Here is a 23471-nt window from a genome sequence, read left to right on the forward strand (position 1 = left end):
CTCATCGGGAGCAAGCCCCCTCCCACATTCAGATCTTCATTTGGATTCATGGCCGTGCACCTACCGGTACAGCCCGAATCACCGCCCTCGGACCCGGCTGCTGCCCGCCCGGAATCGCCTTCTCCACCGAAGGCAACTGCGGCGCCTGCACATCCGGCATCGCCCAACTGTGTTCCGGCTGCAACCCACCCTGTGCCCGACGCATAAACTCATAGCGGTTCAAGGTAATACTGCGCCCCGCCCCACTGTCGCGAATGATGTAAGGCCGCAAAAACACCATTAGGTTGGTCTTGCTCACACTGCGCTTCTCATTGCGAAACAACGCCCCCAACCCCGGAATATCCGAGAGCCACGGCACCGCGTCGTTGCTCTGGCTATAGCCATCCTGCAGCAACCCACCCAGCACCATGATCTGCCCGTCATCCAGCAGGATGCTGGTATCGATCGCGCGCTTGTTGGTCACCGTGCCCGCTGCCACCGAGGCCCGGGAATCCACACTGCTGACTTCCTGATAGATATCCAGCTTCACCGTGCCGCCCTCGGAGATCTGCGGGCGCACGTTCAGCTTGAGCCCCACTTCTTCACGCTGCACGGTCTGGAACGGGTTATTGCTGGTGCCCCCGCCGCCGGTCACATAACTGCCGGTGACAAACGGAATCGTCTGCCCCACAAAAATGCTCGCCGCTTCGTTATCCAGGGTCAGCAGGTTGGGCGTGGACAGCACGTTGGTGCCGCCCTTGCTCTTCAAGGCGCGGGCCAGCACCTTGAGGTCGAGCACCTTGCCGATCCCTGGAATATCCACGGTGCCGTTGACCAGGCCAATGTTCAGGCCCTTGGGCAACACATCAATGCTGGTAGGACTGGCGGGCGTGCCATTCACACCGCTGCCGCCGAGGTTGACGCCGCCAAACCCGCCTTTGCCCGCCAGGTTGCCGGCCTGCCATTGCACGCCGAATTCCGTGGCGTCGTCCTCGCCAACTTCGACGATCAGGCTTTCGATCACCACTTGGGCGCGGCGTTGATCGAGCATGTCGATCACTTCCCGCAGGTTGCGGTACAGCGGGTCCGGCGCGGAGATCAGCAAGGTGTTGGTGGTGGCGTCTGCCTGGATGGTTACGCCGCCGGCGCTGAACGCAGTGTCCTGATCCTTGGACGGGCTGGCGGTGGAGGGTGAATCCTGGCCATAGCTCGATTGCACCCCACTGCCGGTGGGCGTACCACTGCTGTTCTGCGCATTGCTGGCTTGCGTGGCGTTCTGGCCATTGCCGCCCATGGCGCTGAGTTTGCTGCGCGCCTCGTCGCTGACCCCGGCGTCACTCTCGCCGGTCAGCAACCCGCGCAGCGACTGGGCCAGCTTGCCCGCCTGGGCGTTACGCAGGTACACCACGTGCATGTTGCTGGGGTTGCTTTGGGCGTTGTCGAGTTTGTAGATCAAGTTGCGCGCCAGCTCCGTGCGCTCGGGGCTGCCGGACCGAATGATGATGGAGTTGGAACGCGGATCGCCAATCACATTGATCTTCTGGGTCTGGTCGGCCCCCTGGGTTTCCAGGAGCTCGGCGACCATGGCCGCGATATCGACAGCAATGCCGTTCTGGATTTGCACCACGTCAGTGTCGATGGCGCTGGGCGTGTCGATGCCACTGATGATCTGCGCGACCCGCGCGAGGTTTTCCGCGTAGTCGGTGATGACAATGCTGTTGTTACCGGGATAGGCGTTGATCGGGTTGTTTGGCGACACGATGGGGCGCAGCACCGGGATCAGGTTCACCGCGTTTTCGTATTGCAGGCGGAAGGTACGGGTCTGCATGCCGCTGCTGCCGGCGCTGTAGATCGGCCCGCCGAGCAACTTGGCATCGGCCTCCGGCACCACCTGGGCCACGCCGCCGACATCAACCACGCTGAACCCCTGCATGCGCAGCGCCGCCAACAGCATGTCGTAGGCCTGATGCGCGGGGACCTGGCCTTCGCTGACCAAGGTCAGGTTGCCTTTGACACGTGGGTCCACCAGGAACTGCTGACCGGTAGCACGGGACAGTGCGCGCAACACGGCCTGAATATCGGCGTCGACAAAATTGAGCTGCACCGGTTGGTCGCCCAGCGGATTACGTGCCTTGACGGTCGTCGGGGCCTGGCCTCGGGCGCTGTTGGTCACCCGGTGCTGTATGGCAGGTTTGGGGACAAGTTCGCGCTGGCGATCCAGCACGGTATCGCCGCCGCGGCGGGTCTCGGCCAACGGCTGGCCGAGTTCGCTGTCCACCAACAACGGCTTGGTGGCCTGCTGGGTGCTGCACGCACTGAGCGCCAGCAACAGCAGTGGCGCGGCCATACGAAACGGGGGGACTGACCACTTCATGAAGCTTCCTTAGCGCCAAGCGCCTGATCCATGCGAACGGTCCCGGACACAGTGCCGGCCGAGGTGTCGACGGTGTCCGGGGCACGCTGCAAACGTGCCTCGGACACTTCCAGAGAAAAGGTTCGGGGATTGCCCAACAACCAGCCCATCACAGCGTCCGCCGGCGCGTTGTCGAAGGTCAGGCGCCAACCGCCAGCATCCAGCGCCTGCAACTGGTAATGCTCGCGCAGACCGGCGCTGTCCAAGGCCTGGCGCAGCGCAGCTTCGTCGGCGGGCCGAGGTGCTGTGACGTCCTGCAACAGCACCTGCAACGCGGCAGCCTGGGCGCGCAGCTTGGGGGTTTCGGCTTGCCAATAGTCGATCTTTTTAAACGCGGGCTGGACCAGAATCAGCCAGGTCAACAGGCTCGCCAGCACCAGACCGGCCCCCACCAGCATGCGTTTTTCACGCAGGGCCAGGCCGTTCCAGAACACATGGGTCTGGCTGCGTACGCGGTGCCATTTATTCATCGCCGGCTCCAGGTTTTTCCGCGACCTGCGCGGGCGCAATGCTCCACCCATGGTCGTCCCGTGTGGCGGTAAAACCTGCCTGGGCCAACGCGGCTTGCCACTCGCCCTCGGCCGCCGGGCTGCGGCTGTCAGCCAGCAGTTCCAGGTGTAATCGGCCCTGCTCAAAGGTCAGGGTGTCGACGCTGCCCACCATAAACGGCAGATGGCTGCCCACCAGTTGCAGCAGGCTGGGAAAGCGCTGGCCGGGGTCGGCGGCGGCGCCAGTCTGGCGTGCAGTCACTTGCTGACGGGCCTGCTGCAACGGGTTGAGCACCACCGGCAATTCAGGAAACGCCTGGCGCACCTGCTGGCTCATCAACGCCTTGAGCCGCTGGCCTTCATCCGCCTGGCGGGCGGCGTACAGGTTGAGGCCGACCGTCCACACGACGGCAGCCAACGCGACACAGCCCAGCGCCCTGCCCCAGCCACCGCTGGACGCTTGGCTGAGACGCGCGTGCAGGCCCCAGCTCGGCACGGCACCGGCCCAACGCTGCGCCGCGTCCACCAGCGGCACATCGAGCGCCTGCAAACCCAGCGGGTGCACCGCCGCTTGTTGCAGGCTGTCGCGCGTCAACAAATAGCCTTCATCCAACGCCGCAGCCCCTACCGGCAAGGCATAGGGCGCGGGATACAGGCCGCGCAGTTTGAGTGGCGCCTGCGCCAGGACCTGGCTGAGTCGTTCCAGCCCAGCCTTCGGCACCCAACCAACCTGCACGCGGCCATCGCTTTCGCGCGGGCCGTGAGCCACTTGCATCTGTTCCACTGGGCCGAGGATCAACGCCTGGGCCGCGCAGGCCACGGCGGCATGGGTTTTGGCGGCAGGCAGTGGCGGCAATTCGAGGCTTGTCAGCAGGCTGTCGCAGGGGTGCAGAAAGCAGTCCACCGCGTGGCGGCCCTTGCCCAATTGCGCCAGGCTCTCATGACCTTCAGAGACCACCGTGCCACGCTCCCACCAGGCCCATTTCACCCGGCTATCCACACTCAATTCAGCCAGCGGCGGCAAGGCAATGCGCAAGCGTTTCATACGCCCACCCGCGACCAGATCACCTGGGGCCGGCGATTTTCCGGACGGTGCAGCAGCGCATCGAGGGTCACCCGACGTTGCTCCTGCCGCGCCTGGCCTTGCAGGCGAAACCACTCGCTGGTGATGCCGACCTGCACTGAGTCCACCGCCACCTGGGGCAAGTGCAGGCGATTGACGAAATCCCCCCGGTTGATAAACCAATGCCCGCCGTCACGTTCAGCCACCAGCGCCTGGGCCTGGGACAGACTCAGTTGGGGCACCACGGCGCTGAGCACTTCGGCGCGGGCGGTGTTGCCGTTGACCCAAGTCATGTCGGGCAGCACGCTGATATAGGTCTGCATGCGCTGCAACACCACGGCGTCGAGGCCTTCGACACCGCTCAAGTCGTCCAGGCTGCGCAGCATCGGGTACTTGGCGGGCGTATCGAGTTGCGCATAGGACGCGATGACCCGCTGGCTGATACGCCGGCTCACCGCCGGGTCAACACCGATCAGGCGGCACAGGCGTTCAAAACTCTGCAGTTGCTCGGCATCCACCCGCTGGCGATTGACCAGGTTGCGCAGGTTGAACTTGCCCTGCTCGTCTTCAACCCGACCTTCGAATGTGCCGCCCTGAGCGCGGGCCCAAGGTTGGTCAAGGCGGGTCAGCACGTCTTTCTGGCGCGCCTCCCACAGCATCTGTCGGCTGCGTTCAAGCCCCCCCTGCAACAGCCACTGACCCTGCGTGCGCATCTGCTCGGCTTCCAGGCTGCGGGTAAACACGGTCTGGCGCGTGAGCATGGCGCCGGCGATCACCGCGACCACGGCGGCGATCAGCAACGCGCTGATAATCGCCATGCCGCGCTGCTTCGCCACTGGGGGCGAATACTGTTTCATGGCGCGCCTTACAACTGCCAGGAGCCAATATCGGCATTCACGCCATCGCCATCCGGCTGGCCATCGGCGCCGAGGGAGAACACATCGACTTCACCATTGGCGCCCGGGTTGAGGTAGTGATACGGGTGGCCCCACGGGTCATTCGGCAATCGGTCAAGGTAGGCGCGCCAGGTGTTGGTCTTGGCATCCGCCGGGCGTTCCACCAGCACTTTCAGGCCCTGGGTCATGTTCGGGTAAGTGCCGTGGTCGAGGCGGTAGAGTTTCAGCGCCTGCATCAAGCCGCCGATGTCCTGCCTGGCCGCCGTGGCCCGCGCCTGGTCCGGCCGGTCGAGCACCTTGGGCACCACCATCGCCGCCAGAATCCCGAGGATGACCACCACCACCATGATCTCGATCAAGGTAAAGCCACGCTGGCCGCGAGGGCCTGGCAATGGGGACGTTAGGCGCGCGATATCCATCTCGACATTCCTTGGGTTGGGTGCATTTCGTGGCGCAGTGTTGCAAGAACATATGTCAGTCGTATTGAAAATCCTCGGGAGGTTCGGTCGCCAATCGGTCAACTCGCGGCGCTAGTCTGCGGGCCTGTTTACGGGCTTTGAGAGCGCCATGTACGGCCATCGCAACGAGCAAGGATTTACCCTGATTGAAGTGCTGGTGGCGCTGGCGATCATTGCCATGGCCATGGCCGCCGCTGTGCGTGTGGCCGGATTGATGACCCAGAGCAACGGGCTGCTGCGGGATAAGTCGATGGCGTTGCTGGCGGCCCAAAGTCGTCTGGCAGAGGTGCGCCTGGAGGGCGGCCTGCGCAGCGGCAAGAAGACCTTCGAGTGCGACCAGGGCCGCTTGAAGCTGCGGTGCGAACAGACCGTCAGCGCCGATGGCCCGCTCTTTCAAATCAGCGTGTTGGTGCTCGACGCCAGCCGTGAGGCGCCGCCCCTGGCGCGGCTCGCCACCCAGGTCATGGCCGAGTGAGGCGCGGCAACGCAGGGGCATCCGGCAACTTATCGAGGTTGACGCGCAGCTTCTCGCCACCGCGCTCAATCTCCACGCCATCGCCTTCGATAGCCGTCAGCCGCACGCCAGGGCTGAGGCGTTCACCCAAAAGAAAACTGCGCGGCGGGCCGTCGTTGAGGCTGAGGATCGCCACCGCACCGCGCGCGCCAGCGAGTACGCCAGTGACCTTGACCTGCAACGCCGTCGGCACATTAGCAAACCATTGCAGCGCCGGGTTATCGCTGCGCGCCGCCAGAGCCTGCGGGGTGGCCTGGGGCGTGTGGGATTCGGCGGACGTGAGTAGCAGCGGCGTCCACACCACCCCGCCAGCCAAAGCCGCCAGCAACGCGCCGATCTGCACGCCCTGGGCGGGTGAAAATCGCAGGGAAAAAGCCATGAGTGGGACCTCCTGTTTGTCCGTGTCTCCAGCGTACAGGCCAATTCGCACGTTTTTATTTCACAACCTCGCCAGTTCAGCAGGTGCCCACGATGAAACAGCACGGCTTCACCCTGATCGAGCTAATGGTGGTGCTGGTAATCATCGGCATCGCCAGCGCGGCCATCAGCCTGAGCATCAAGCCTGACCCGCTGCACCTGCTGCGCAAAGACGCCGAGCGTCTGAGCCAACTGCTGCAAGTGGCCCAGGCCGAAGCCCGCGCCGACGGCCGCCCGATTACCTGGCGCGCCGATGCCAAGGGGTTTCGCTTCAACCGTCGCCGTGATGACGGGATGGGCATGGAGGCGTTCCAGAGCGATGCCCAATTGCGCCCACGCTTATGGGAGAGCACGCCGATGCAAATCAACATCGAACCCCGGCAAACCCTGGTGCTCGATGCCGAGTGGATCAACCCACCCGTGCGTGTGGTGCTGTCCGACGGGCAACACAGCCTCAGCCTGCAACGCGATGCCGCCGGTTTGATGCGCGTGGTGAGCCAGCCATGAGTTCATCGCAGAAAGGCTTCACCCTGATCGAAGTGATGGTGGCGATCATGTTGATGGCGGTGGTCAGCCTGATCGCCTGGCGCGGCCTCGACAGCGTGACCCGCGCTGATCATCACCTGCAGGCGAGCACGGAACAGACTGAGGCGCTGTTGCGAGTGCTGAACCAGCTGCAGCGGGACATCAGCCTCAGGGCCAGCGTCGAACTGACCGCACCGACAGACGACGCCGATGGACTGGCCGCGGTGACGGTGCGCAGCTCTGACAGCAAGGGGTTTGAGTTGGACGTGATTCGTCGTGCACCGGTCGCTGGGGATGGATTGCAACGGGTGCGTTGGTGGCTCAAGGGCGACAACCTGTATCGCGCGGCGGCGCCTGCGCGGGATCGGTTTCCGTTGCCGGCGGCCAAGGATGGCGTGGTGGTGTTGACGGGGGTGAGCGATTTGCAGGTACGGGGGTGGGAGACGGATAAGGGCTGGCGGCAGTTGAGTGGGAATCGGCGGGGGGATCCTTTGGGGTTGGAGGTTAGGCTGGTCAGGCAGACCGCTCAGGGGGTTGAGCGGTATCGGCAGGTTTTGGGGCCTTTGCGGGTGGGGGAGTGATTGGGGGCATATCCGTTATTTGGGTGATGGCCGCTTAGGGTTCCGCCCTTACGGCGGCTCACTTTGGAAAAGCCCCAAAGTAAGCAAAGGGCTCTTGCCCCAACACTCGGCACCTCGCCTAGGCTCGGTGTGCCCGCACTCCGGCTTGAATCCGTGGGCCGCCGCGATGGGCCATCCATGGCCCAGCGCGGCTAACCCGGCGTCCTGCCGGGTTACCCACGGATTCAAGCCTGCGTGCGGCCAGCGTGTTTGACGGGGCGCCTAGGATCAAAATCAAGATCACAATCAAAAGCGCAGATCAAAAGACCGCTGACTTCGTCAGCGAAAAGGATGTAAGAGCCAGATCAAAAGCACATCAAAAGCACATCAAAAGCACATCAAAAGCAGAGCAAAAGCAGAGCAAAAGCAGAGCAAAAGCAGAGCAAAAGCAGAGCAAAAGCAGAGCAAAAGCGGGACAGCAGAACAGCAGGCTAGAACCTATCTGTCTGATCTATGGAGATCAAACTGTGGGAGGGGGCTTGCTCCCGATGGCAGTGGGTCAGTCACAACTGCATCAACTGACACACCCTCATCGGGAGCAAGCCCCCTCCCACATTTGGACGGAGTTGGAGCTGAGAACCCGGTCGGCTCTAAGGCCGCCGCGCTCTTGCTTTTGATCTGAAATCGCCCCGTCAACCACGATGGCCGGAATCCGACGTTGATTTGGGGGGTAAACCGGCAGGGATGCCGGTTTAGCCGCCCTGCGCCATGGATGGCGCGTGGCGGCGGCCCCCCAAATCAATGTCGGATTACGGGCATGCCGAGCCTAGGCGAGGCACCGAGTGGTGGGGCGAAGGCCTTTTGGTTACTTTTGTGCCTTTACAAAAGTGACCCGCTGTAAGAGCGGAACCACAAGCAGCCGTTACCTAAATAACGGATATGTACACCCACAACCCTCAACTCAACAAAACAACCCCCCCAGGCAACTCCGTACACTTAGCCCCATAAGCATCCCGTATCAACAACGCCACGCCCGCCAACTGCTGCAAACTAAACCGCGCCTGCACCCGCCGCTGCCCCAGCTCCTTGTTAAGCAACACCAACATCCCCGGCCGATAGCGGTTGATCTCATCCACCACCGTCGCCAACGTCGCGTTGTCAAACACCAGCACCTGCTCACGCCAGGCCACCACCGACTGCGTATCCACGGTGATCACGTCACTGACCTCGGCAGCGCCGTAGCTCATTTGCCGACCACGGCCCAAACTCACGCTGTTGCCGCCCACGTCCACCGACAGCGACCCTTCGATACAGGTGACACACACCCTGTGATCGGTATGACGCACATTGAACCGCGCCTGCGCCGCACTGACCCAGCCCTCCCCGGCCTGGATCTTGAGCGGCTGCGCGATATGGGCGACGACCTCGACCTCGCCTTCGAGCAATTCAATCCCCTGACCCACCCGGCTGATGCGCGTCTGGGTATTGAGTTCCAGGCTCACGCCATCACTCAACAGCACCTGGCGCTGCTCGCCGACCTCAGTGCGATAGTCCGCCGTCAGCCCGGAAAACCCGCCCGGCACGCCGACGCGCACCATCACCACCGCCGCCGACGCGGCAATCGCGGCCCCCAGAAATGCGCGACGCCCGAACTGACGCGGCGCAGACGGTTGCTCAAGCGCCGGTGCCAACTGCTGCCACAACCCCTTCGCCTGCTCAAACGCCTGGGCATGCTCCGCGCTCTGGGCGCACCAGGCTTTGAGGGCCTTGGCATCGGCCACGGTGGCGCGGCCCGAGGTCAGCAGGAGCAGCCAGTCGCGGGCTTCATCGTGCAAGGGGCTGGCGGCGGATTGCCGAGCGATGGAGAGGCTAAAAATGTTCAAGCGCGCACATACTCACGGTTTTATCAGGGACTCAACACTAAGACGGTTTTCCGGCGCCGGGACCGAACCGCTGGATCACTTTTCTTTCCAGTCGTTTGGCGCAATGACCCAGTGCGGCCTTGATTTCCTTCTCGACCATGCGCGTGGAAATGCCGAAGCGCTGGGAGATTTCCAGGTGCGGCGCCTCTTCCAGGCGGGCGGCGATCAGGATCTTGCGTCGGCGCGAGGGCAGTTCATACAGGGCTTTGACCAGGGACTGGATTTCACGTTGACCGCCCACCACCCGCGACGGGTCCTGGGCTTCGTCGGCGCTTTGCAGCAGTTCTTCCACCTCGCTGCCGGTCAGCAAACGGGCGTCGGCCTCGCGGCGGTCGGCAGCGATGTTCAGGGCCATGCGGTACAGGTAGGCATTGGGTTGCGCCAGGTTCGGCGGCATCTCCATGCGGTCGACTCGCAGGTAGGTTTCGTGCAACACGTCATTGGCCAGGTCCTCCGAGCCCAGACGCTTGCGCAAACGCACCTTGAAATCTTCGTAAGAGGCCAGGAACAAGCTGACCATCGTGCTGTGCCCGGTATTTTTCATCCGCCCGAGGCTCCTTTTACGGCTGTGCATTCCATGCGTGTTCCTGTGGTGTCGGGCATCAAGAGCAAAGTCACCGGTTGACGCAGTGAACTCGGCGCCGGGCGTTCCACCCGTGCAGCGCCCAAGCTGCGGACCAGTGCTTCATCGCGTTGTTCATCGCCGGTGGAGCTGACCAGCCGGCTGTGTTCGATCATGCCGTCGCGGTTGACCCACACCTGCACCAGCGCACGAAAACTGCCGGGCCGAGTCAGGGGCGAACGGCACAGGCTGGTCTCGATGGCCTGCTGCAAGGCCGTGGCGTAGCTGTTATTGATCCGCGCAGCACTGCGGGCCGCCGCACCATGCGCCGGGGGCGGTTGGCTGACCTCGGGCAACTGCAAGGTAAACGCATCGCTGCGTGCATAACGTGCCATCAGGCCGCTCCCTGTCAGCAACATCGCCAGAGCCTCCTGCGCCGTGAAGCGACCGCGCACGGCGAGGGAGCGTCGGCCCTGCGTCAACTCGCGGTCCACGAGCACCGCTATCCCCGTCGCGCGGCTATAGGCCTGCAGGGCGTGTTCAAGGTCTTGCGCGGGCAGGTTCAGCAGCAACAGCGGCGACTGCGCTCGCGCAACCCCGCCGCCAGCCAGCAGCAACAGCAAGACCAGGGCGCATACGGCGCGCCTCCAGGCTCCCTGTTCACCCCCTGCGTAGCATCGCTGCACGGCCGACGCGCCCTAGAAAACCGTCATCCTGAGGCCCGTTTATGAACCTGATGTTACGGTGATAGCAAAAAAAACATCACGGTGACGAGAAGCCCGCTGCACTAGACTCTCAAGCCATACCGGCCCACTCCTTCGGGCCTGCCAGGAGGCCATGATGAAGCTGCTCCCGACCCTCGCCAGCCTGTTGCTGTGCGCCGCCCTGCCCTTACTCGCCCACGCCGACAATGCGCCAAGCGGTTGCACCGAGGTCACGGTGGATGGGTACAAGGCGCCGGATTACGGCTGCCTGGGCCAACAAATGGGCAATGACACGAATGCAACCAAAGCGGCGAAGAAAAACCGTGAGGCACAGCATCTTTCTATCGAGCAGCGGCCGCCGAACGCCGTGGGCTTATCCACCCCGGCGGCAACCAGCGTGCGCATGGGCAATACGTTTGGTACGTCGGTCAAGCCGCAACGGCCGTGAGCCTTTTGACGAAATTTTCATCTTTGCCCCCCTATGATCGGCCACCTCGTTGGGGAGTAACCGGCTTCTGACCCCGTTGGAAGCGTTCGTATCAACATATTCGGCAACCTGCCGTGGTGCGAACACCGTTTTTCGGTTGGTGAGACCAGCGACACATCCATGCCTAAAGTCGGGCGCGTGGTTGTGTCGTTGTGTCCTATAGCCCGACTGGAAGCCTCACCGTGAACCCCATTTCCCTGATTCTTCTCGCCCTGGCCATGTCCACGGACGCCTTCGCGGCGGCCATCGGCAAAGGCTCCAGCCTGCACAAACCGCGTTTGACCGAAGCCCTGCGTGCCGGTGTGATTTTTGGTGTGATCGAAGCCATCACCCCGATGATCGGCTGGGCGATCGGCCACGTGGCCACCCGTTGGGTGGAAAGCTGGGACCACTGGATCGCCTTCACCCTGCTGGTCGGTTTGGGCCTGCACATGATCTGGAACGGGCTCAAGGCCGATGACGAAGAAGCCGAGAAACCGACCCAGCACTCGTTCATGATCCTCGCCGTCACGGCGTTTGCCACCAGCATCGATGCGATGGCAGTGGGTGTTGGCCTGGCGTTCGTCGACGTGAATATCCTGGTGGCCTCCGCCGCGATTGGCCTGGCGACCATGACCATGGTGACCATCGGCATGATGCTCGGGCGGGTGCTGGGCACCGTGGTGGGCAAGCGTGCCGAGATGGTCGGCGGCGTGGTGTTGATGCTGGTGGGTGCGACGATTCTTTACGAGCATCTCTCGGTCTGACGTGCACACATAACAAATGTGGGAGGTGGCTTGCCACCGATGGCGGTGGGTCAGTCAATGATGCTGTGACTGTACTACCGTTATCGGGGGCAAGCCCCCTCCCACAGGGGTTCTACGGTGGCTTGGAGGTCGAGTTTTCAGGCCGCGTGGCTTTCCTTCTTCAAACTCTCCATATCGATCACGAACCGATACTTCACATCGCCCTTGAGCATCCGCTCATACGCTTCGTTGATGCCTTGGATGTCGATCATCTCCACGTCCGAGACAATCCCGTGCTTGGCGCAGAAGTCGAGCATGTCCTGGGTCTCCTGGATCCCACCGATCAGCGAACCGGCCAAGCTGCGGCGCTTGAAGATCAGGTTGAACACGGTCGGCGATGGGTGCGGGCTGTCGGGGGCGCCGACCAGGGTCATGGTGCCGTCACGCTTGAGCAGATTAAGGAACGCATCGAGGTTATGCGGCGCGGCGACGGTGTTGAGGATGAAGTCCAGGCTGTTGGCGACCTTGGCCATTTCGTCTGGGTTCTTCGACACCACCACGTGGTCGGCGCCCAGGCGCAGGCCGTCTTCGCGTTTGTTGGGTGAGGTGGTGAACAGCGTGACCTCAGCGCCCATAGCGTGGGCGATCTTCACCGCCATGTGGCCGAGGCCGCCGAGGCCGACCACACCGACCTTCTTGCCGGGCCCGACCTTCCAGTGATGCAGCGGCGAATACGTGGTGATGCCCGCACACAACAACGGCGCCACGGCGGCCAGGTTGGAATCGTCGTGGGAGATGCGCAGCACGAACTTTTCCTTGACCACGATGCTGTCCGAGTAGCCGCCAAAGGTATTTTCACCGCCGAACACCGGGCCGTTGTAGGTGCCGGTAAAACCGCTCTCGCAGTACTGCTCTTCGCCCTCGGCGCAGGAGGCGCAGTGCTGGCAACTGTCGACCATGCAGCCGACACCGGCGAGATCGCCGACCTTGAATTTGCTGACATTGGCGCCGACTGCCGTCACACGGCCGACGATTTCATGGCCGGGGACCGACGGGTAAAGGGTGTTGTTCCACTCGTTGCGCGCGGTGTGCAGGTCGGAGTGGCACACGCCGCAATACAGGATGTCGATCTGTACATCGTCAGCCCCTGGCGCGCGGCGCTCGAAGGTAAAGGGCTTGAGGACATCCTTGGCGTTCTGGGCGGCGTAGCTGTAAGTCTTGGCCATTTCGTTCACCTGTGTGATCTGACGGTAGAGGTCAGTGGACCAGCATAGACGCTGAACCGTTCAACCAAGCACACCCATACAAGCCCTTCGTCAGGTTTACGGCAATAGTGAGCTAGAGTCTTCTCGCCCCCTCAATCAGGAGTTTTCCATGAGCACATTCGTTGCCAAAGACGGTACCCAGATCTACTTCAAGGACTGGGGCAGCGGTAAGCCCGTGCTGTTCAGCCACGGCTGGCCGCTGGATGCCGACATGTGGGAATACCAGATGGAATACCTGAGCAGCCGTGGTTACCGCACCATCGCGTTCGACCGCCGTGGCTTTGGCCGTTCGGACCAGCCGTGGACCGGCAACGACTACGACACCTTCGCCGATGACATCGCGCAGTTGATCGAACACCTGGACCTCAAGGAGGTGACCCTGGTGGGCTTCTCCATGGGCGGTGGCGATGTTGCGCGCTACATCGCACGCCACGGCAGTGCCCGGGTAGCCGGCCTGGTGCTGCTGGGCGCAGTGACGCCGATCTTCGGCCAGAAGCCCGATTACCCACAGGGCGTGCCGACCGATGTGTTCGACGGTATCAAGGCCGGTTTGCTGAAAGACCGTGCGCAGTTCATCGCTGATTTCAACACGCCGTTCTTCGGCATCAACAAGGGCCAGACCGTTTCCGAAGGTACGCTGACCCAGACCCTGCAAATCGCGATGCTGGCGTCCCTCAAGTCGACCGTGGATTGCGTCACGGCCTTCTCCGAAACCGACTTCCGCCCGGACATGGCCAAGATCGACGTGCCGACCCTGGTGATCCATGGCGATGGCGACCAGATCGTGCCGTTCGAAACCACCGGTAAAGTGGCCGCCGAGATGATCAAGGGCGCCGAATTGAAGGTCTACAAAGATGCGCCCCACGGGTTTGCCGTGACCCACGCCCAGGCGTTGAACGAAGACTTGCTGGCGTTCCTGAAGCGCTGAAACCGCTCTCCTTATTTAGCCGGGCTTGCCCGGCTTTTTTTATTCAGGCAAAACGCTGACCGAGCACAAAACGCCCCGGCCCGGCGATCAGCACGCTGGTAAAGAGGATCAGCAGCAACCACCCAAACTGCCCTTCAAACAACGTCCACTCTGGATGCACGACCACCATGGCGATCAACAGCACCGCCAGGATGGGCAGGCATGCCAGGCGCACCAGCACGCCGGCAAGGATCAGCAACGGGCACAGCACTTCGGCAAAAATCGCCAGCAGCAGCGTGACGTGTGCGCCGAGGTGAAACGGGTCTTCGATCAGCTTCAGTTGTTCGCTGTAATTGAGCAATTTGGGCAAGCCGTGTACCCACAGCAGGAACAACGCCCCGCTCGCCCGCAGAAACAACAGCCCCAGATCCTGATGTCTTGATTCGTTCATAGGTGTTCCCTGTTGGTTGACACATCGATTGTGTCCACAGAGCGCCCCCCAAGATTGCAAGCCTGTGCTGACCTTTACTCCCCCGTTCCCGCAAACCCCGCGACGATTTCATCGATGACTACCCGCACCCGCGCGGTGTGGCGCAGGTCGGCGTGGGTCACCAGCCACACGTCATAAGGCACCGGCCGCGTGCGCTCGGGCCAAAGGCGAACCAGGCCGTCACGCTCGCCGGTGTACACCGGGATCTCGCCGATACCGAGCCCGGCGGCAATGGAGCGGCGCACCAGCAGGCTGGAACTCAACGCCGCGACAATGCGCCCACGGCCCAAGGGTTCGGACACCAGGGTCAGGTCTTTGTGGGTTTGCAGATAGGGTTGGTAGACCACCAGGTCGTGGCCTTCAAACAGGCTGCCGGGCTCGGGAATCCCGTGGCGATCGACGTAAGCCTGGGAAGCAAACAACCCCAGCGGCCATCGAGCGATGCGACGGGCTATCAGGTCGGGGCTGTCGGGACGGGTGTTGCGCACGGCAATGTCGGTTTCACGTTTGGCCAGGCTCAGGAACTGGGTCGATGCGTCCAACTGCACGCGCACATCCGGGTGCTGGGCGTGGAGGCGCGCAATCGCAGGGATCATAAAGTCGATGGCCAGGGAATCGGTGGTGCTGACCCGTACGGTGCCGGTCAGGCGGTCATCCAGGCCTTGGATCTGCCGCTCCAGGTCCAGGGCCGAACGCTCCATTTTTTCCACCGAGTGCAACGCGGCTTCGCCCACGGCGGTCAAGGCGTAGCCCTCGGAGGTGCGCAGGAACAGCGTCGCGCTCAAGGACTTTTCCAGGGCGTTGACCCGCCGCCCAACGGTGGCCTGGTCCACCCCCAGCACCCGTGCGGCACCGCGCAGTGTGGACTCGCGGCATACCGCCAGAAATACCCGTGCGTCATCCCAATTCATGCGTACTCCTTATGCTGCATATCTGCATCACCGTGCCGTGTAATCGCTGCATTATTGCACCGACGTTCCTCGATATGCTGGGCGCCAGAGAAAAATACTCAGGACCGCCACCATGCAAGACACTCAAGCACGCAGCGCCGTCTGGCTGCCCATCTTCGCCGGCCTGTGCGCCAGCCTGGTCAGCATCGGCCTGGCGCGGTTTGCCTACACGCCGTTGATTCCATCGCTGATCCAGGCCCACTGGTTCAGCGCCAATGACGTGGTGTACCTCGGCGCCGCCAACCTGGTGGGTTACCTGATCGGCGCGCTGATAGGCCGCCCCCTCGCCCAACGCAGCTCCAACAGAAGCGCCCTGCGTCTGATGATGGTGACGGTGACCCTGGCGTTCTTTGCCTGTGGTTTTCCGTTGTCGGTGACGTGGTTCTTCGGCTGGCGCCTGCTGTCGGGCATTGCCGGTGGCGCGATCATGGTGCTGGTGGCCGCGACCGTGTTGCCCCATGTACCGGCCGCACGCCGAGGCCTGGCCAGTGGCGCGATCTTCCTGGGCATCGGTTTGGGAATTGCCGGTTCGGGCACACTGGTCCCACCGCTGCTGAGCCTGGGTTTGCAGCAGACCTGGTTCGGTCTCGGTCTGTTGGCGGTGGTGCTGACGGCCGCCAGTTGGTTCGCCTGGCCCAACGGCACGCAGCATGAAGCACCGCAACCGGCGGGCAGCACGTTGCCGACCCCTGCTGGCGTGTACCTGCTGTTTGCCCAATACGCCTTTATGGCGGCGGGCCTGGTGCCGGCGATGGTGTTCCTGGTGGATTACGTGGCCCGCGGCCTGGGTGCCGGGGCGCATATCGGCGCGATGATCTGGGTGATGTACGGCCTGGGTTCGATTGTGGGGCCCGTCACTTATGGGTTCCTGGCAGACAAGCTCGGCGCACGCTTGAGCATCCGCGTGGTGTTGCTGGTGCAGGCGATTGCCGTTGGTTTGTTGCCGTTCGCCGGCTCGTTTACGGCCCTGGCGGTACTGGCGGTCATCCTCGGCTCCTTCCCGCCGGGCATCGTGCCGCTGGCGCTGGCGCGGGTGCACGAACTGATCCCCAATCATCACCAACAGCAGGTCGCCTGGAGCCGTGCCACGGTGTCCTTTGCCACCTTTCAGGCGGTCGCGGGCTTTGCTTACTCAGCCCTGTTCAATGCGAGCGGCGGCCAGCATGCGCTGTTGTTCATGATCGCGGCCGGGGCGATAGTGGTCGCCCTTGCACTGGAACTGGTCATGCTTTTGCTGAACCGCCGGCCGCCCGACGCGGTCCCACCCCATACGCTCATCGCTGCAGGTAACTTCAAATGATGCTCCCTAACGACATGACCCTGATCGAAATCACCGCGCCCGGTGGCCCAGAGGTGCTCCAACCGCGCCAGGCGCAAGTGCCCGTGGCCGGTCCCGGCGAGATCCTGATCCGCGTGCACGCCGCCGGGGTGAATCGCCCCGACGCCCTGCAACGTGCGGGCAAATACCCGATGAAGCCCGGCATGAGCCCGATTCCGGGTTTGGAAGTGGCCGGTGAAGTGGTGGCGCTGGGCGACGGCGTGACCGCGTTCAGCCTGGGCGACAAGGTGTGTGCCCTGACCAATGGCGGCGGTTATGCGCAGTTTTGCGCGGTGCCCGCCGGCCAGGCTTTGCCGATCCCCGAGGGCATGGACTGGATTCAAGCCGCCGCCGTACCGGAAACCTTCTTCACTGTGTGGGCCAACCTGTTCGGCCTCGGCGATGCGCACACCGGCCAACGCGTGCTGATCCACGGCGGCACCAGCGGCATCGGTACGACCGCGTTGATGCTGTGCCGCGAATTCGGCATCCAGGCTTTCGCCACCGCCGGCAGCGCCGACAAATGCGCGGCCATTGCGAAGCTGGGCGCCACGCCGATCAATTACCGCGAGCAGGACTTCGCCGACGTCATTGCCCAACAGACTGACGGCCAGGGTGTGGATGTGATCCTAGACATCATGGGAGCCTCGTATCTCAACAACAATCTCAAGGCCCTGGCCATGGACGGCCACTTGGTAATGCTGGGTTTCCTCGGCGGCGCCAAGGCCAACGACGTCGACCTGCTGACCATCCTCGGCAAACGCGCGGTGATTACCGGTTCGCTGTTGCGCGCGCGCAGCAAGGATGAAAAAGCCGCGATTGCCGAACAGTTGCGTGAATACATTTGGCCGGTACTGGAAGCCGGGCGCTGCTTGCCGATCATCGACAAGGTGTACGAATACACCGACGCGGCCCAGGCCCATGCGCGGATGGAAGGTGGGGATCATATTGGCAAGATTGTCTTGCGGGTCGTGTAACCAGCAGGCACTAGATAGCAAATGTGGGAGGGGGCTTGCCCCCGACTGCAGTGGGTCAGTCAATGATGCTGTGACTGTCCTGCCGCCATCGGGGGCAAGCCCCCTCCCACATTGGTTGCATGACTACCCGAGGTACGTGGGGTAGTCGATATACCCTTCCTCACCCCCACCATACATCCCCTCTTCACGCAGCGGATTCAGCGGCCACCCGTTGAATATCCGCTGCGGCAGATCCGGGTTGGCGATAAACGGCCGACCAAACGCGATCAAATCCGCCAGCCCTGCTTCCACCAGTTTCGCGCCGCGTTCAGCGGTGTAGCGCCCGGCATAGATAATGCGGCCGCTGAAGGTGCTGCGCACGGCTTCACGGAAGCTGTCGGGCAGGATGGGCGCATTGTCCCAGTCGGCTTCGGCGATGGAGACATAAGCAATGCCTGACGCTTGCAGCACTTTGATCGCTTCGATGTAGGTGTGGTGCGGGTCTTCTTCCACCAGGCCGATGTACACACGGTCTTCGTCGGTGCCGCTGAACAACGGTGAAAAACGCACGCCAAGGCGTTCCGGGCCGACCACGGCGCTGACCGCTTCGACGATCTCACGCAGAAAGCGCAGACGGTTTTCCAGTGAGCCACCGTACTCATCGTCGCGGGTGTTGGAATGGGCCGAGATGAACTGGTTGACCAGATAACCATTGGCCGAATGGATTTCCACCCCGTCGAACCCTGCGTCCAGCGCATTGCGCGCAGCCTGGGCGTAGTGCCCGACCAGTTGCTTGACCTCAGCGGTGCTCAACGCACGCGGCACGGGTGGTTGCACCAGTTCGCCGGTGCCAGGCCCGGTGGCGATAAAAGCTTTGGCTTGCAAGGCCGCCAGCGCAGATGGCGCCACGGGTGCTGCGCCGTCGGGCTGCAAGGCGTTATGGGACACGCGCCCCACATGCCACAGTTGCGCGAAGATCACCCCGCCGTCGGCATGCACCGCGTCGGTGACTTTGCGCCAGCCGTCGATTTGCGCCGGGCTGTAGATGCCCGGCGTCCAGGCATAGCCCTGGCCACGGGGTTCAATCTGCGTGCCTTCGCTGACCATGAATCCGGCGCTGGCACGCTGACGGTAATACTCAGCCATCAGATCGGTGGCGATATCGCCGGGCTGGGCGCTGCGTTGGCGGGTCAGCGGCGGCAGCACGACACGGTTAGTCAGGGTGTGATTGCCCAGTTTTACCGGGGTACTTAAAACGTTGTCAGTCATGGGTTTTTCCAAATTTTGGGCGCACGAAAGCATTGGCGACTCTAAAGAGTCGCCAACGAATCGAGCGGTTGATTAAGTTAAGCGGTGAGTTTCAGCAGGGCCTTGGCGACATCGCTGGAACTGCCGGGGTTCTGCCCGGTGACCAGCAAGCCATCAACGATAACGAAGGATGCCCAGTCGGCGCCCTTCTCATACTTGCCACCCAATTTCTTGAATTCATCTTCAATCAGGAAAGGCACCACCTTTGTCAGGCCTACGGCGTCTTCCTCAGAGTTGGAGAAACCGGTCACGCGACGGCCTTTGATCAACGGGTCACCGTTGACCGCCTTGACGTGACGCAGCGCGCCCGGTGCGTGGCAGACAAAACCAATCGGCTTGCCGGCACGCTCAAAGGATTCGATCAGCGCGATGGACACCGGCGATTCCGCCAAGTCCCACAGCGGGCCGTGGCCGCCTGGGTAAAACACCGTGTCGAAGGCGTCCACGTTGACCGTGTCCAGCTTGACGGTGTTGGCCAGCGCCTGCTGCGCCGCCGAGTCGGCCGCGAAGCGATGGGTCTGCTCGGTTTGCGCATCCGGCTCGTCGCTGACCGGGTCCAACGGCGGCTGGCCACCGGCTGGGGATGCCAGTACCACGTCTGCGCCGGCGTCCTTGAACGCGTAATACGGAGCGGCAAACTCTTCGAGCCAGAAGCCGGTCTTGCGGCCGGTGTCGCCAAGCTGGTCGTGAGAGGTCAGTACCATTAATACTTTCATTTTCCAGTGCCTCGATCAGTGAATGTCAGTGTGTTCAGGGTGACCCAACAACTGTCGGGTCAGCAGCAACGCCTCATCAAACGGCGCGGATGTAAGGGTGATCTTGCTCATGACACTGCTTCCCAGCCACAGCGCATACAGCTGCTGGGCCAAGTCCTGTGGGCGGTGTTGAAGCCGCAATGAGCCGTCTTCAACGCCGCGCTGCAGCGCCACGGCGAGTAATGCAATGGTGCGCGAAGTGCCGCGTTGCAGGGCCAAACGCATCGGCTCTGAAAGGTCAGACACCTCCGCACCCAGTTTGACGGCAAGGCATTTGCCCGCTTCGGTGCAGCCGGTCTGATTGTCGATCCAGGCGTCCCAATAGCGCATCAACTTGGCGTGCTGGGATAAACCCGGTTGGTCGAACAGCTGCTGCATGCCGTGCACGTAGTGGTCGAAGTAGGTGTCGAGCAACACAACACCGAAGCCATCTTTAGAGGTGAAGTAGTGATAGAACGACCCCTTGGGCACCTCGGCCGCTTGAAGGATTTCGTTCAGGCCCACCGCAGAAAATCCCTTGCGGCCGACAAGCACTTGCGCCGCATCCAGAATGGTCTGTCGTGTATTTTTGGTTTCGCTGCTCATGCTTGACTCCAACCGATTAGACCAGTCGTCTAGTTCGTTGAGGCAATGTTAGGGGCCGAGTCGAACCCTCACAATGTCAGATACGCAAGGATTCCGGACATCGCCCGAGGCGGGTTGCCGTTTACCCGGCACGCGCCGACAATCCACCCTCCCGCGCCCCTTGGAGAATGAAGATGCACAGCGTTGCGCTGATGGTTTACCCGAACTTTCAATCCCTGAGCCTCAGCCTGGGCTCGGTGTTCGAGTGCGCGAACCTGTTGCGGGGCGAGCCCGCCTATGAATTTCACCTGGTGTCAGAGCGTGGCGGCGCGGTGATGACCTCCCAGGGTTTTTCGGTGAACACCTCGCCGATTCGGCCCGAGGGCTATGACACCCTGATCGTCAGCGGCTACCTGGAATTCCGCCTGCCGGAGGCCAACCTGCTGGAGTTGGTCAAGGCCGCTTCGGCGCAATCACGCCGAGTGGCCTCGTTGTGCATGGGCATCTTTGTGCTGGCCGAAGCCGGATTGCTGGAGGGCAAGCGCACCACCACTCATTGGATTCACGCCCCGGCGTTTCGCAAGCGCTACCCGGATATCCATCTGGAGGAAGACAAACTGTTTGTGGTGGACGGCCAAGTGTGGACCGGCGCCGGCATGAGCGCCGGTGTGGACATGGCGTTGGCCATGGTGGAGAACGACCTGGGCAGCGACCTCGCCCGGCGCATTGCACGCAAACTGGTGATCGCCCAGCGCCGCGGCAGTGAGCAGTCGCAATTGTCGGCGTTGCTGGAACTGGACCCCAAGTCCGACCGCGTGCAACTGGCCCTGGCCTACGCCCGCGAGAACCTCACCCATGACCTGTCCGTGGAAGCGCTGGCGGATGTTGCCCGTTTGAGTCCACGCCAGTTCAGCCGGGTGTTCCGCGAAGAAACCGGACAAACCCCGGCCAAGGCCATCGAAGCCCTGCGCGTGGAAGCGGCGCGGGCGATGATGGAAACCAGTCGTCACCCGGTTGAAGTGGTGGCCCGCGAAACCGGCTTCGGTGATCGCGAGCGCATGCGTCAGGCGTTTCTACGGGCGTTCGGGCAACCGCCCCAAGCGATGCAGCAGGCGTTTAATGCAGCGCCGCACGCGTAATCAAATAGCTCACCAACTGCGGCTCATCGTCCAGCTCGATGGTCTGCACCGGGCGCGGCAGGTTGTCCAACACCGCGCGCCAGAACGCCTGGGACACTTCGTCCTGGTCATAAAACCGCACCAACCAATCCGATACGCCGCTGCACAGCACCTGGGTGGCGATGGCGCGGCCGATGCCTTTGCGGCGATAGCGCTTGAGGATAAACAGGTCGGCCAGTTCCAGGGCGTCGATGCCAGGCAACTCACTGCCTTCGATCAGCAGAAAGCCGGCGATATAGCCGTCGACCAGCAACAGGTTGGCGCTCCACTGCGGGTCTTGCCAGTAGCGCGTCAGGTGTTCGTCATGGATATAGAAACGGCCGTCCGCCTCGACATCTTCCTGCTCCCAGTCCGACGACTCATAGGCGTAGTACTGGTAAAGATTGCGGATCAACTCGGATGCTTCAGGGCCGGTCTGGATCAGTTCCACTGTAGTTTCAGGCATTAGGCTCTCGATCAAAAAACGCAGGGCGCCATTGTTCACAAAACCTCGGCGCAGTCCAATAGCGCCGCGAACCTTTCTACTTGCTGAACCGATTGCAAATAGCCGTTGGCCCTGCCGAAGCGCTGAAACATTTCGAATAGACTTCGCCGAAATCTCCCTTTTTCTCAAGGACACGTATTTTGACGAACGTCTGTTCCGCCGGCCTGGATGTGGGCTTTGCGTCCCTGGATTACCTGCAGATTTTTATCCTCGGTGTGATCCAGGGTTTTACCGAACTGCTGCCGGTCTCCTCCACCGCCCATATGCGCGTAGTGCCCGCCCTGCTCGGCTGGCAGGATCCCGGTTCGGCCTTTTCGGCGGCCATGCAATTGGCCGCACTGGCGGCGGTGGTCAGTTATTTCTGGCGCGATGTGCGCCAGGTGACCACGGGCAGCATCGGGGCGGTGCGCCGGGGCGACTACAACGACCGTTGGTTCAAGCTTGCGGTGGCGATCGTGCTGGCGACGATCCCTATTGGCATCGCCGGCCTGGCGTTGTCGTCGACGTTGAACGCCTGCAACTCGCCATTGCGCGGTTTGATGGTGATCGGCATTTCCTGCCTGGTGATGGCGGCGTTACTGGCGGCGGCCGAGCTGCGTGCCCGGCATACCCGCGAGATGAGCGAGATGCGCCTGCGCGATGCGCTGATCGTCGGTGTGGCACAGATTGGCGCGTTGATTCCTGGGGTGTCGCGTTCCGGCTCGACCCTCACTGCGGCGCTGTTCCTCAACTTCAAACGTGAAGAAGCCGCGCGGTTTTCCTTCCTGCTGGGCCTGCCGGCCATTGCCCTGGCCGGTTTGAAAGAACTGTGGGTGCTGCTGCGCGCCGACCTGCCGGCCCACGCCTGGCCACACCTGTTGTTTGGCCTGGTGGTGGCGAGCGTCTCGGCGTTTTTTGCAATCTGGGGCCTGATGAAGTTTTTGGAGCGGTTCTCCACCTGGCCGTTCGTAATCTACCGGGCGCTGCTGGGGGTGTTCCTGATTGTGGCGGTGAGTACCGGGTTATTGGCCGGGTAAGGCGGTGTGCGCTTAAGGAATGAGCGGGCTTCGGTGGGGAGATTGCTTCTGTGGTGGGTTTGCTTCTGAGATGGGGTGCCTCTGTGGTGAGCTTGCTTCTGAGATGAGTTGCTGTTGCTTCTGTGGTGAGCGGGCTTGCCCCGCGCTGGGCTGCGAAGCGGCCCCATTGAGACCACCGCATTTCTTCAGATAAATCCCGGGGGCAGGGTTTGGGGCCGCTTCGCAGCCCAGCGCGGGGCAAGCCCGCTCACCACAAAGAATATGCCTACTTTCGTAATACAGCCTTCAGACCCGGCTTTGGCAATCGCTCCAAACCTGGCGAATCAACCCCTGCAGCTTCAACGCCTCGGCCCAGTGTGAGCTTGCTTCTGAGATGAGTTGCCTCTGTGGTGAGTTTGCTTCTGAGATGAGTTGCTTCTGTGGTGAGCGGGCTTGCCCCGCGCTGGGCTGCGAAGCGGCCCCATTGAGAACACCGCGTTTCTTCAGGTAAATCCCGGGGGCAGGGTTTGGGGCCGCTTCGCAGCCCAGCGCGGGGCAAGCCCGCTCACTACAAAGAACATGCCCACG

25 protein-coding genes and 1 pseudogene are annotated in these 23471 nt (G+C 62.5%); 10 read left to right on the plus strand and 16 right to left on the minus strand.

Features of this window, described 5'->3' with window-relative positions; all coding sequences use genetic code 11:
- Window positions 1–46: 46 nt before the first annotated feature.
- Genes gspD through gspG form a run of 5 tightly spaced genes read right to left on the minus strand, consistent with a single transcriptional unit; the run spans window position 47 to window position 5258 of the window.
- Window positions 47–2353 carry a type II secretion system secretin GspD gene (gspD, locus tag CKW32_RS22075; protein WP_095185999.1) on the minus strand — a complete coding sequence of 769 codons (2307 nt, stop codon included), beginning with the start codon at window positions 2351–2353 and terminating at the stop codon, window positions 47–49.
- On the minus strand, window positions 2350–2862 hold the full coding sequence (gspM, locus tag CKW32_RS22080) for a type II secretion system protein GspM (RefSeq protein ID WP_095186000.1): 513 nt from the start codon (window positions 2860–2862) through the stop codon (window positions 2350–2352). The genes gspD and gspM overlap by 4 nt, the downstream gene beginning before the upstream one ends.
- Window positions 2855–3925 (minus strand): type II secretion system protein GspL, encoded by a 1071-nt coding sequence (gene gspL / locus CKW32_RS22085; protein ID WP_095186001.1) that lies wholly within the window; start codon window positions 3923–3925, stop codon window positions 2855–2857. Before gspL ends, gspM begins: the two co-directional genes overlap by 8 nt.
- Complete coding sequence (gene gspK / locus CKW32_RS22090) at window positions 3922–4800, minus strand: type II secretion system minor pseudopilin GspK (RefSeq protein WP_160016659.1); 879 nt, start codon at window positions 4798–4800, stop codon at window positions 3922–3924. Before gspK ends, gspL begins: the two co-directional genes overlap by 4 nt.
- A gap of 8 nt (window positions 4801–4808) precedes the next feature.
- Complete coding sequence (gene gspG / locus CKW32_RS22095) at window positions 4809–5258, minus strand: type II secretion system major pseudopilin GspG (protein ID WP_032885405.1); 450 nt, start codon at window positions 5256–5258, stop codon at window positions 4809–4811.
- A gap of 148 nt (window positions 5259–5406) precedes the next feature.
- Here gspG and gspI point away from each other — a divergent pair, with 148 nt between their 5' ends.
- Window positions 5407–5772: a type II secretion system minor pseudopilin GspI gene (gspI, locus tag CKW32_RS22100; protein ID WP_095186002.1), complete on the plus strand. Its 366-nt coding sequence runs from the start codon at window positions 5407–5409 to the stop codon at window positions 5770–5772.
- On the opposite strand, the gene CKW32_RS22105 is transcribed toward gspI, so the two are convergent.
- Window positions 5759–6190, minus strand: a complete 432-nt coding sequence (locus CKW32_RS22105) for a type II secretion system protein N (RefSeq protein ID WP_095186003.1) — start codon at window positions 6188–6190, stop codon at window positions 5759–5761. The genes gspI and CKW32_RS22105 overlap by 14 nt on opposite strands.
- A gap of 92 nt (window positions 6191–6282) precedes the next feature.
- On the opposite strand from CKW32_RS22105, the gene gspH reads away from it, so the two are divergent.
- Both gspH and CKW32_RS22115 read left to right on the plus strand, forming a co-directional pair.
- Window positions 6283–6735, plus strand: coding sequence for a type II secretion system minor pseudopilin GspH (gene gspH, locus CKW32_RS22110; protein WP_095186004.1), 453 nt, complete (start codon window positions 6283–6285; stop codon window positions 6733–6735).
- Window positions 6732–7334: a prepilin-type N-terminal cleavage/methylation domain-containing protein gene (locus CKW32_RS22115; RefSeq protein WP_095186005.1), complete on the plus strand. Its 603-nt coding sequence runs from the start codon at window positions 6732–6734 to the stop codon at window positions 7332–7334. The genes gspH and CKW32_RS22115 overlap by 4 nt, the downstream gene beginning before the upstream one ends.
- 935 nt (window positions 7335–8269) lie before the next feature.
- Here the strand turns inward: CKW32_RS22115 and CKW32_RS22125 are convergent.
- Genes CKW32_RS22125 through CKW32_RS22135 form a run of 3 tightly spaced genes read right to left on the minus strand, consistent with a single transcriptional unit; the run spans window position 8270 to window position 10420 of the window.
- Window positions 8270–9196, minus strand: a complete 927-nt coding sequence (locus CKW32_RS22125) for a FecR domain-containing protein (RefSeq protein WP_095186007.1) — start codon at window positions 9194–9196, stop codon at window positions 8270–8272.
- Window positions 9197–9233: 37 nt separating this feature from the next.
- Entirely contained in the window at window positions 9234–9779 is a 546-nt protein-coding gene (locus CKW32_RS22130; protein WP_032888437.1) for an RNA polymerase sigma factor, read from the minus strand.
- The gene (locus CKW32_RS22135; RefSeq protein WP_032888435.1) at window positions 9776–10420 is read right to left on the minus strand and encodes a secretin and TonB N-terminal domain-containing protein; all 645 of its coding nucleotides are present in this window, start codon (window positions 10418–10420) and stop codon (window positions 9776–9778) included. The genes CKW32_RS22130 and CKW32_RS22135 overlap by 4 nt, the downstream gene beginning before the upstream one ends.
- 217 nt (window positions 10421–10637) lie before the next feature.
- Between CKW32_RS22135 and CKW32_RS22140 the strand changes: the two genes are divergently transcribed.
- Together CKW32_RS22140 and mntP are read left to right on the plus strand one after the other, a co-directional pair.
- Window positions 10638–10949 carry a hypothetical protein gene (locus CKW32_RS22140; RefSeq protein WP_032888433.1) on the plus strand — a complete coding sequence of 104 codons (312 nt, stop codon included), beginning with the start codon at window positions 10638–10640 and terminating at the stop codon, window positions 10947–10949.
- Between the two features lie 221 nt (window positions 10950–11170).
- On the plus strand, window positions 11171–11734 hold the full coding sequence (mntP, locus tag CKW32_RS22145; protein ID WP_032888431.1) for a manganese efflux pump MntP: 564 nt from the start codon (window positions 11171–11173) through the stop codon (window positions 11732–11734).
- A gap of 137 nt (window positions 11735–11871) precedes the next feature.
- Here mntP and CKW32_RS22150 read toward each other — a convergent pair whose 3' ends face one another.
- Window positions 11872–12939, minus strand: a complete 1068-nt coding sequence (locus CKW32_RS22150) for an NAD(P)-dependent alcohol dehydrogenase (protein ID WP_032888429.1) — start codon at window positions 12937–12939, stop codon at window positions 11872–11874.
- A 148-nt stretch (window positions 12940–13087) separates the two neighbouring features.
- On the opposite strand from CKW32_RS22150, the gene CKW32_RS22155 reads away from it, so the two are divergent.
- Window positions 13088–13906 (plus strand): alpha/beta fold hydrolase, encoded by an 819-nt coding sequence (locus CKW32_RS22155; protein WP_032888427.1) that lies wholly within the window; start codon window positions 13088–13090, stop codon window positions 13904–13906.
- A gap of 43 nt (window positions 13907–13949) precedes the next feature.
- On the opposite strand, the gene CKW32_RS22160 is transcribed toward CKW32_RS22155, so the two are convergent.
- Window positions 13950–14336, minus strand: a complete 387-nt coding sequence (locus CKW32_RS22160; RefSeq protein WP_095186008.1) for a DoxX family protein — start codon at window positions 14334–14336, stop codon at window positions 13950–13952.
- A gap of 74 nt (window positions 14337–14410) precedes the next feature.
- Window positions 14411–15286, minus strand: a complete 876-nt coding sequence (locus tag CKW32_RS22165) for a LysR family transcriptional regulator (RefSeq protein WP_032888423.1) — start codon at window positions 15284–15286, stop codon at window positions 14411–14413.
- Between the two features lie 112 nt (window positions 15287–15398).
- Between CKW32_RS22165 and CKW32_RS22170 the strand changes: the two genes are divergently transcribed.
- A complete protein-coding gene (locus tag CKW32_RS22170) occupies window positions 15399–16625 on the plus strand; it encodes a YbfB/YjiJ family MFS transporter (protein ID WP_095186009.1) in 1227 nt (408 codons plus the stop codon).
- Window positions 16622–17620, plus strand: a complete 999-nt coding sequence (locus CKW32_RS22175; RefSeq protein WP_095186010.1) for an NAD(P)H-quinone oxidoreductase — start codon at window positions 16622–16624, stop codon at window positions 17618–17620. Before CKW32_RS22170 ends, CKW32_RS22175 begins: the two co-directional genes overlap by 4 nt.
- Window positions 17621–17743: 123 nt before the next feature.
- Here CKW32_RS22175 and CKW32_RS22180 read toward each other — a convergent pair whose 3' ends face one another.
- From CKW32_RS22180 to CKW32_RS22190, 3 genes and pseudogenes are all read right to left on the minus strand, one after another.
- The gene (locus CKW32_RS22180; RefSeq protein ID WP_095186011.1) at window positions 17744–18868 is read right to left on the minus strand and encodes an alkene reductase; all 1125 of its coding nucleotides are present in this window, start codon (window positions 18866–18868) and stop codon (window positions 17744–17746) included.
- A gap of 77 nt (window positions 18869–18945) precedes the next feature.
- Window positions 18946–19623 carry a type 1 glutamine amidotransferase domain-containing protein gene (locus CKW32_RS22185; protein WP_095186012.1) on the minus strand — a complete coding sequence of 226 codons (678 nt, stop codon included), beginning with the start codon at window positions 19621–19623 and terminating at the stop codon, window positions 18946–18948.
- Window positions 19620–20247: pseudogene (locus CKW32_RS22190) on the minus strand (TetR/AcrR family transcriptional regulator). The gene CKW32_RS22185 and the pseudogene CKW32_RS22190 overlap by 4 nt, the downstream one beginning before the upstream one ends.
- A 173-nt stretch (window positions 20248–20420) precedes the next feature.
- Here CKW32_RS22190 and CKW32_RS22195 point away from each other — a divergent pair.
- A complete protein-coding gene (locus tag CKW32_RS22195) occupies window positions 20421–21365 on the plus strand; it encodes a GlxA family transcriptional regulator (RefSeq protein ID WP_032888410.1) in 945 nt (314 codons plus the stop codon).
- On the opposite strand, the gene CKW32_RS22200 is transcribed toward CKW32_RS22195, so the two are convergent.
- The gene (locus CKW32_RS22200) at window positions 21343–21849 is read right to left on the minus strand and encodes a GNAT family N-acetyltransferase (RefSeq protein WP_032888441.1); all 507 of its coding nucleotides are present in this window, start codon (window positions 21847–21849) and stop codon (window positions 21343–21345) included. The two genes, CKW32_RS22195 and CKW32_RS22200, sit on opposite strands and share 23 nt — an antisense overlap.
- A 179-nt stretch (window positions 21850–22028) precedes the next feature.
- Here CKW32_RS22200 and CKW32_RS22205 point away from each other — a divergent pair, with 179 nt between their 5' ends.
- Window positions 22029–22904 carry an undecaprenyl-diphosphate phosphatase gene (locus CKW32_RS22205; RefSeq protein WP_095186013.1) on the plus strand — a complete coding sequence of 292 codons (876 nt, stop codon included), beginning with the start codon at window positions 22029–22031 and terminating at the stop codon, window positions 22902–22904.
- The last annotated feature ends 567 nt before the right edge of the window (window positions 22905–23471 follow it).

It is taken from the genome of Pseudomonas sp. Irchel 3H9 (assembly GCF_900187495.1).
GTDB classification, from domain to species: Bacteria; Pseudomonadota; Gammaproteobacteria; order Pseudomonadales; family Pseudomonadaceae; genus Aquipseudomonas; species Aquipseudomonas sivasensis.

Excerpts from the sequence above, each read along its gene's own strand:
- CKW32_RS22130 (WP_032888437.1), bottom strand. The coding sequence starts at position 9,779 with ATGAAAAATACCGGGCACAGCACGATGGTCAGCTTGTTCCTGGCCTCT.
- CKW32_RS22160 (WP_095186008.1), bottom strand. The coding sequence starts at position 14,336 with ATGAACGAATCAAGACATCAGGATCTGGGGCTGTTGTTTCTGCGGGCG.
- CKW32_RS22195 (WP_032888410.1), top strand. The coding sequence starts at position 20,421 with ATGCACAGCGTTGCGCTGATGGTTTACCCGAACTTTCAATCCCTGAGC.
- gspM (WP_095186000.1), bottom strand. The coding sequence starts at position 2,862 with ATGAATAAATGGCACCGCGTACGCAGCCAGACCCATGTGTTCTGGAAC.
- CKW32_RS22155 (WP_032888427.1), top strand. The coding sequence starts at position 13,088 with ATGAGCACATTCGTTGCCAAAGACGGTACCCAGATCTACTTCAAGGAC.
- CKW32_RS22185 (WP_095186012.1), bottom strand. The coding sequence starts at position 19,623 with ATGAAAGTATTAATGGTACTGACCTCTCACGACCAGCTTGGCGACACC.
- gspH (WP_095186004.1), top strand. The coding sequence starts at position 6,283 with ATGAAACAGCACGGCTTCACCCTGATCGAGCTAATGGTGGTGCTGGTA.
- gspG (WP_032885405.1), bottom strand. The coding sequence starts at position 5,258 with ATGGATATCGCGCGCCTAACGTCCCCATTGCCAGGCCCTCGCGGCCAG.
- gspK (WP_160016659.1), bottom strand. The coding sequence starts at position 4,800 with ATGAAACAGTATTCGCCCCCAGTGGCGAAGCAGCGCGGCATGGCGATT.
- CKW32_RS22170 (WP_095186009.1), top strand. The coding sequence starts at position 15,399 with ATGCAAGACACTCAAGCACGCAGCGCCGTCTGGCTGCCCATCTTCGCC.
- gspI (WP_095186002.1), top strand. The coding sequence starts at position 5,407 with ATGTACGGCCATCGCAACGAGCAAGGATTTACCCTGATTGAAGTGCTG.
- CKW32_RS22140 (WP_032888433.1), top strand. The coding sequence starts at position 10,638 with ATGAAGCTGCTCCCGACCCTCGCCAGCCTGTTGCTGTGCGCCGCCCTG.
- CKW32_RS22165 (WP_032888423.1), bottom strand. The coding sequence starts at position 15,286 with ATGAATTGGGATGACGCACGGGTATTTCTGGCGGTATGCCGCGAGTCC.
- CKW32_RS22150 (WP_032888429.1), bottom strand. The coding sequence starts at position 12,939 with ATGGCCAAGACTTACAGCTACGCCGCCCAGAACGCCAAGGATGTCCTC.
- CKW32_RS22115 (WP_095186005.1), top strand. The coding sequence starts at position 6,732 with ATGAGTTCATCGCAGAAAGGCTTCACCCTGATCGAAGTGATGGTGGCG.
- CKW32_RS22200 (WP_032888441.1), bottom strand. The coding sequence starts at position 21,849 with ATGCCTGAAACTACAGTGGAACTGATCCAGACCGGCCCTGAAGCATCC.
- gspL (WP_095186001.1), bottom strand. The coding sequence starts at position 3,925 with ATGAAACGCTTGCGCATTGCCTTGCCGCCGCTGGCTGAATTGAGTGTG.
- CKW32_RS22180 (WP_095186011.1), bottom strand. The coding sequence starts at position 18,868 with ATGACTGACAACGTTTTAAGTACCCCGGTAAAACTGGGCAATCACACC.
- CKW32_RS22105 (WP_095186003.1), bottom strand. The coding sequence starts at position 6,190 with ATGGCTTTTTCCCTGCGATTTTCACCCGCCCAGGGCGTGCAGATCGGC.
- gspD (WP_095185999.1), bottom strand. The coding sequence starts at position 2,353 with ATGAAGTGGTCAGTCCCCCCGTTTCGTATGGCCGCGCCACTGCTGTTG.
- CKW32_RS22175 (WP_095186010.1), top strand. The coding sequence starts at position 16,622 with ATGATGCTCCCTAACGACATGACCCTGATCGAAATCACCGCGCCCGGT.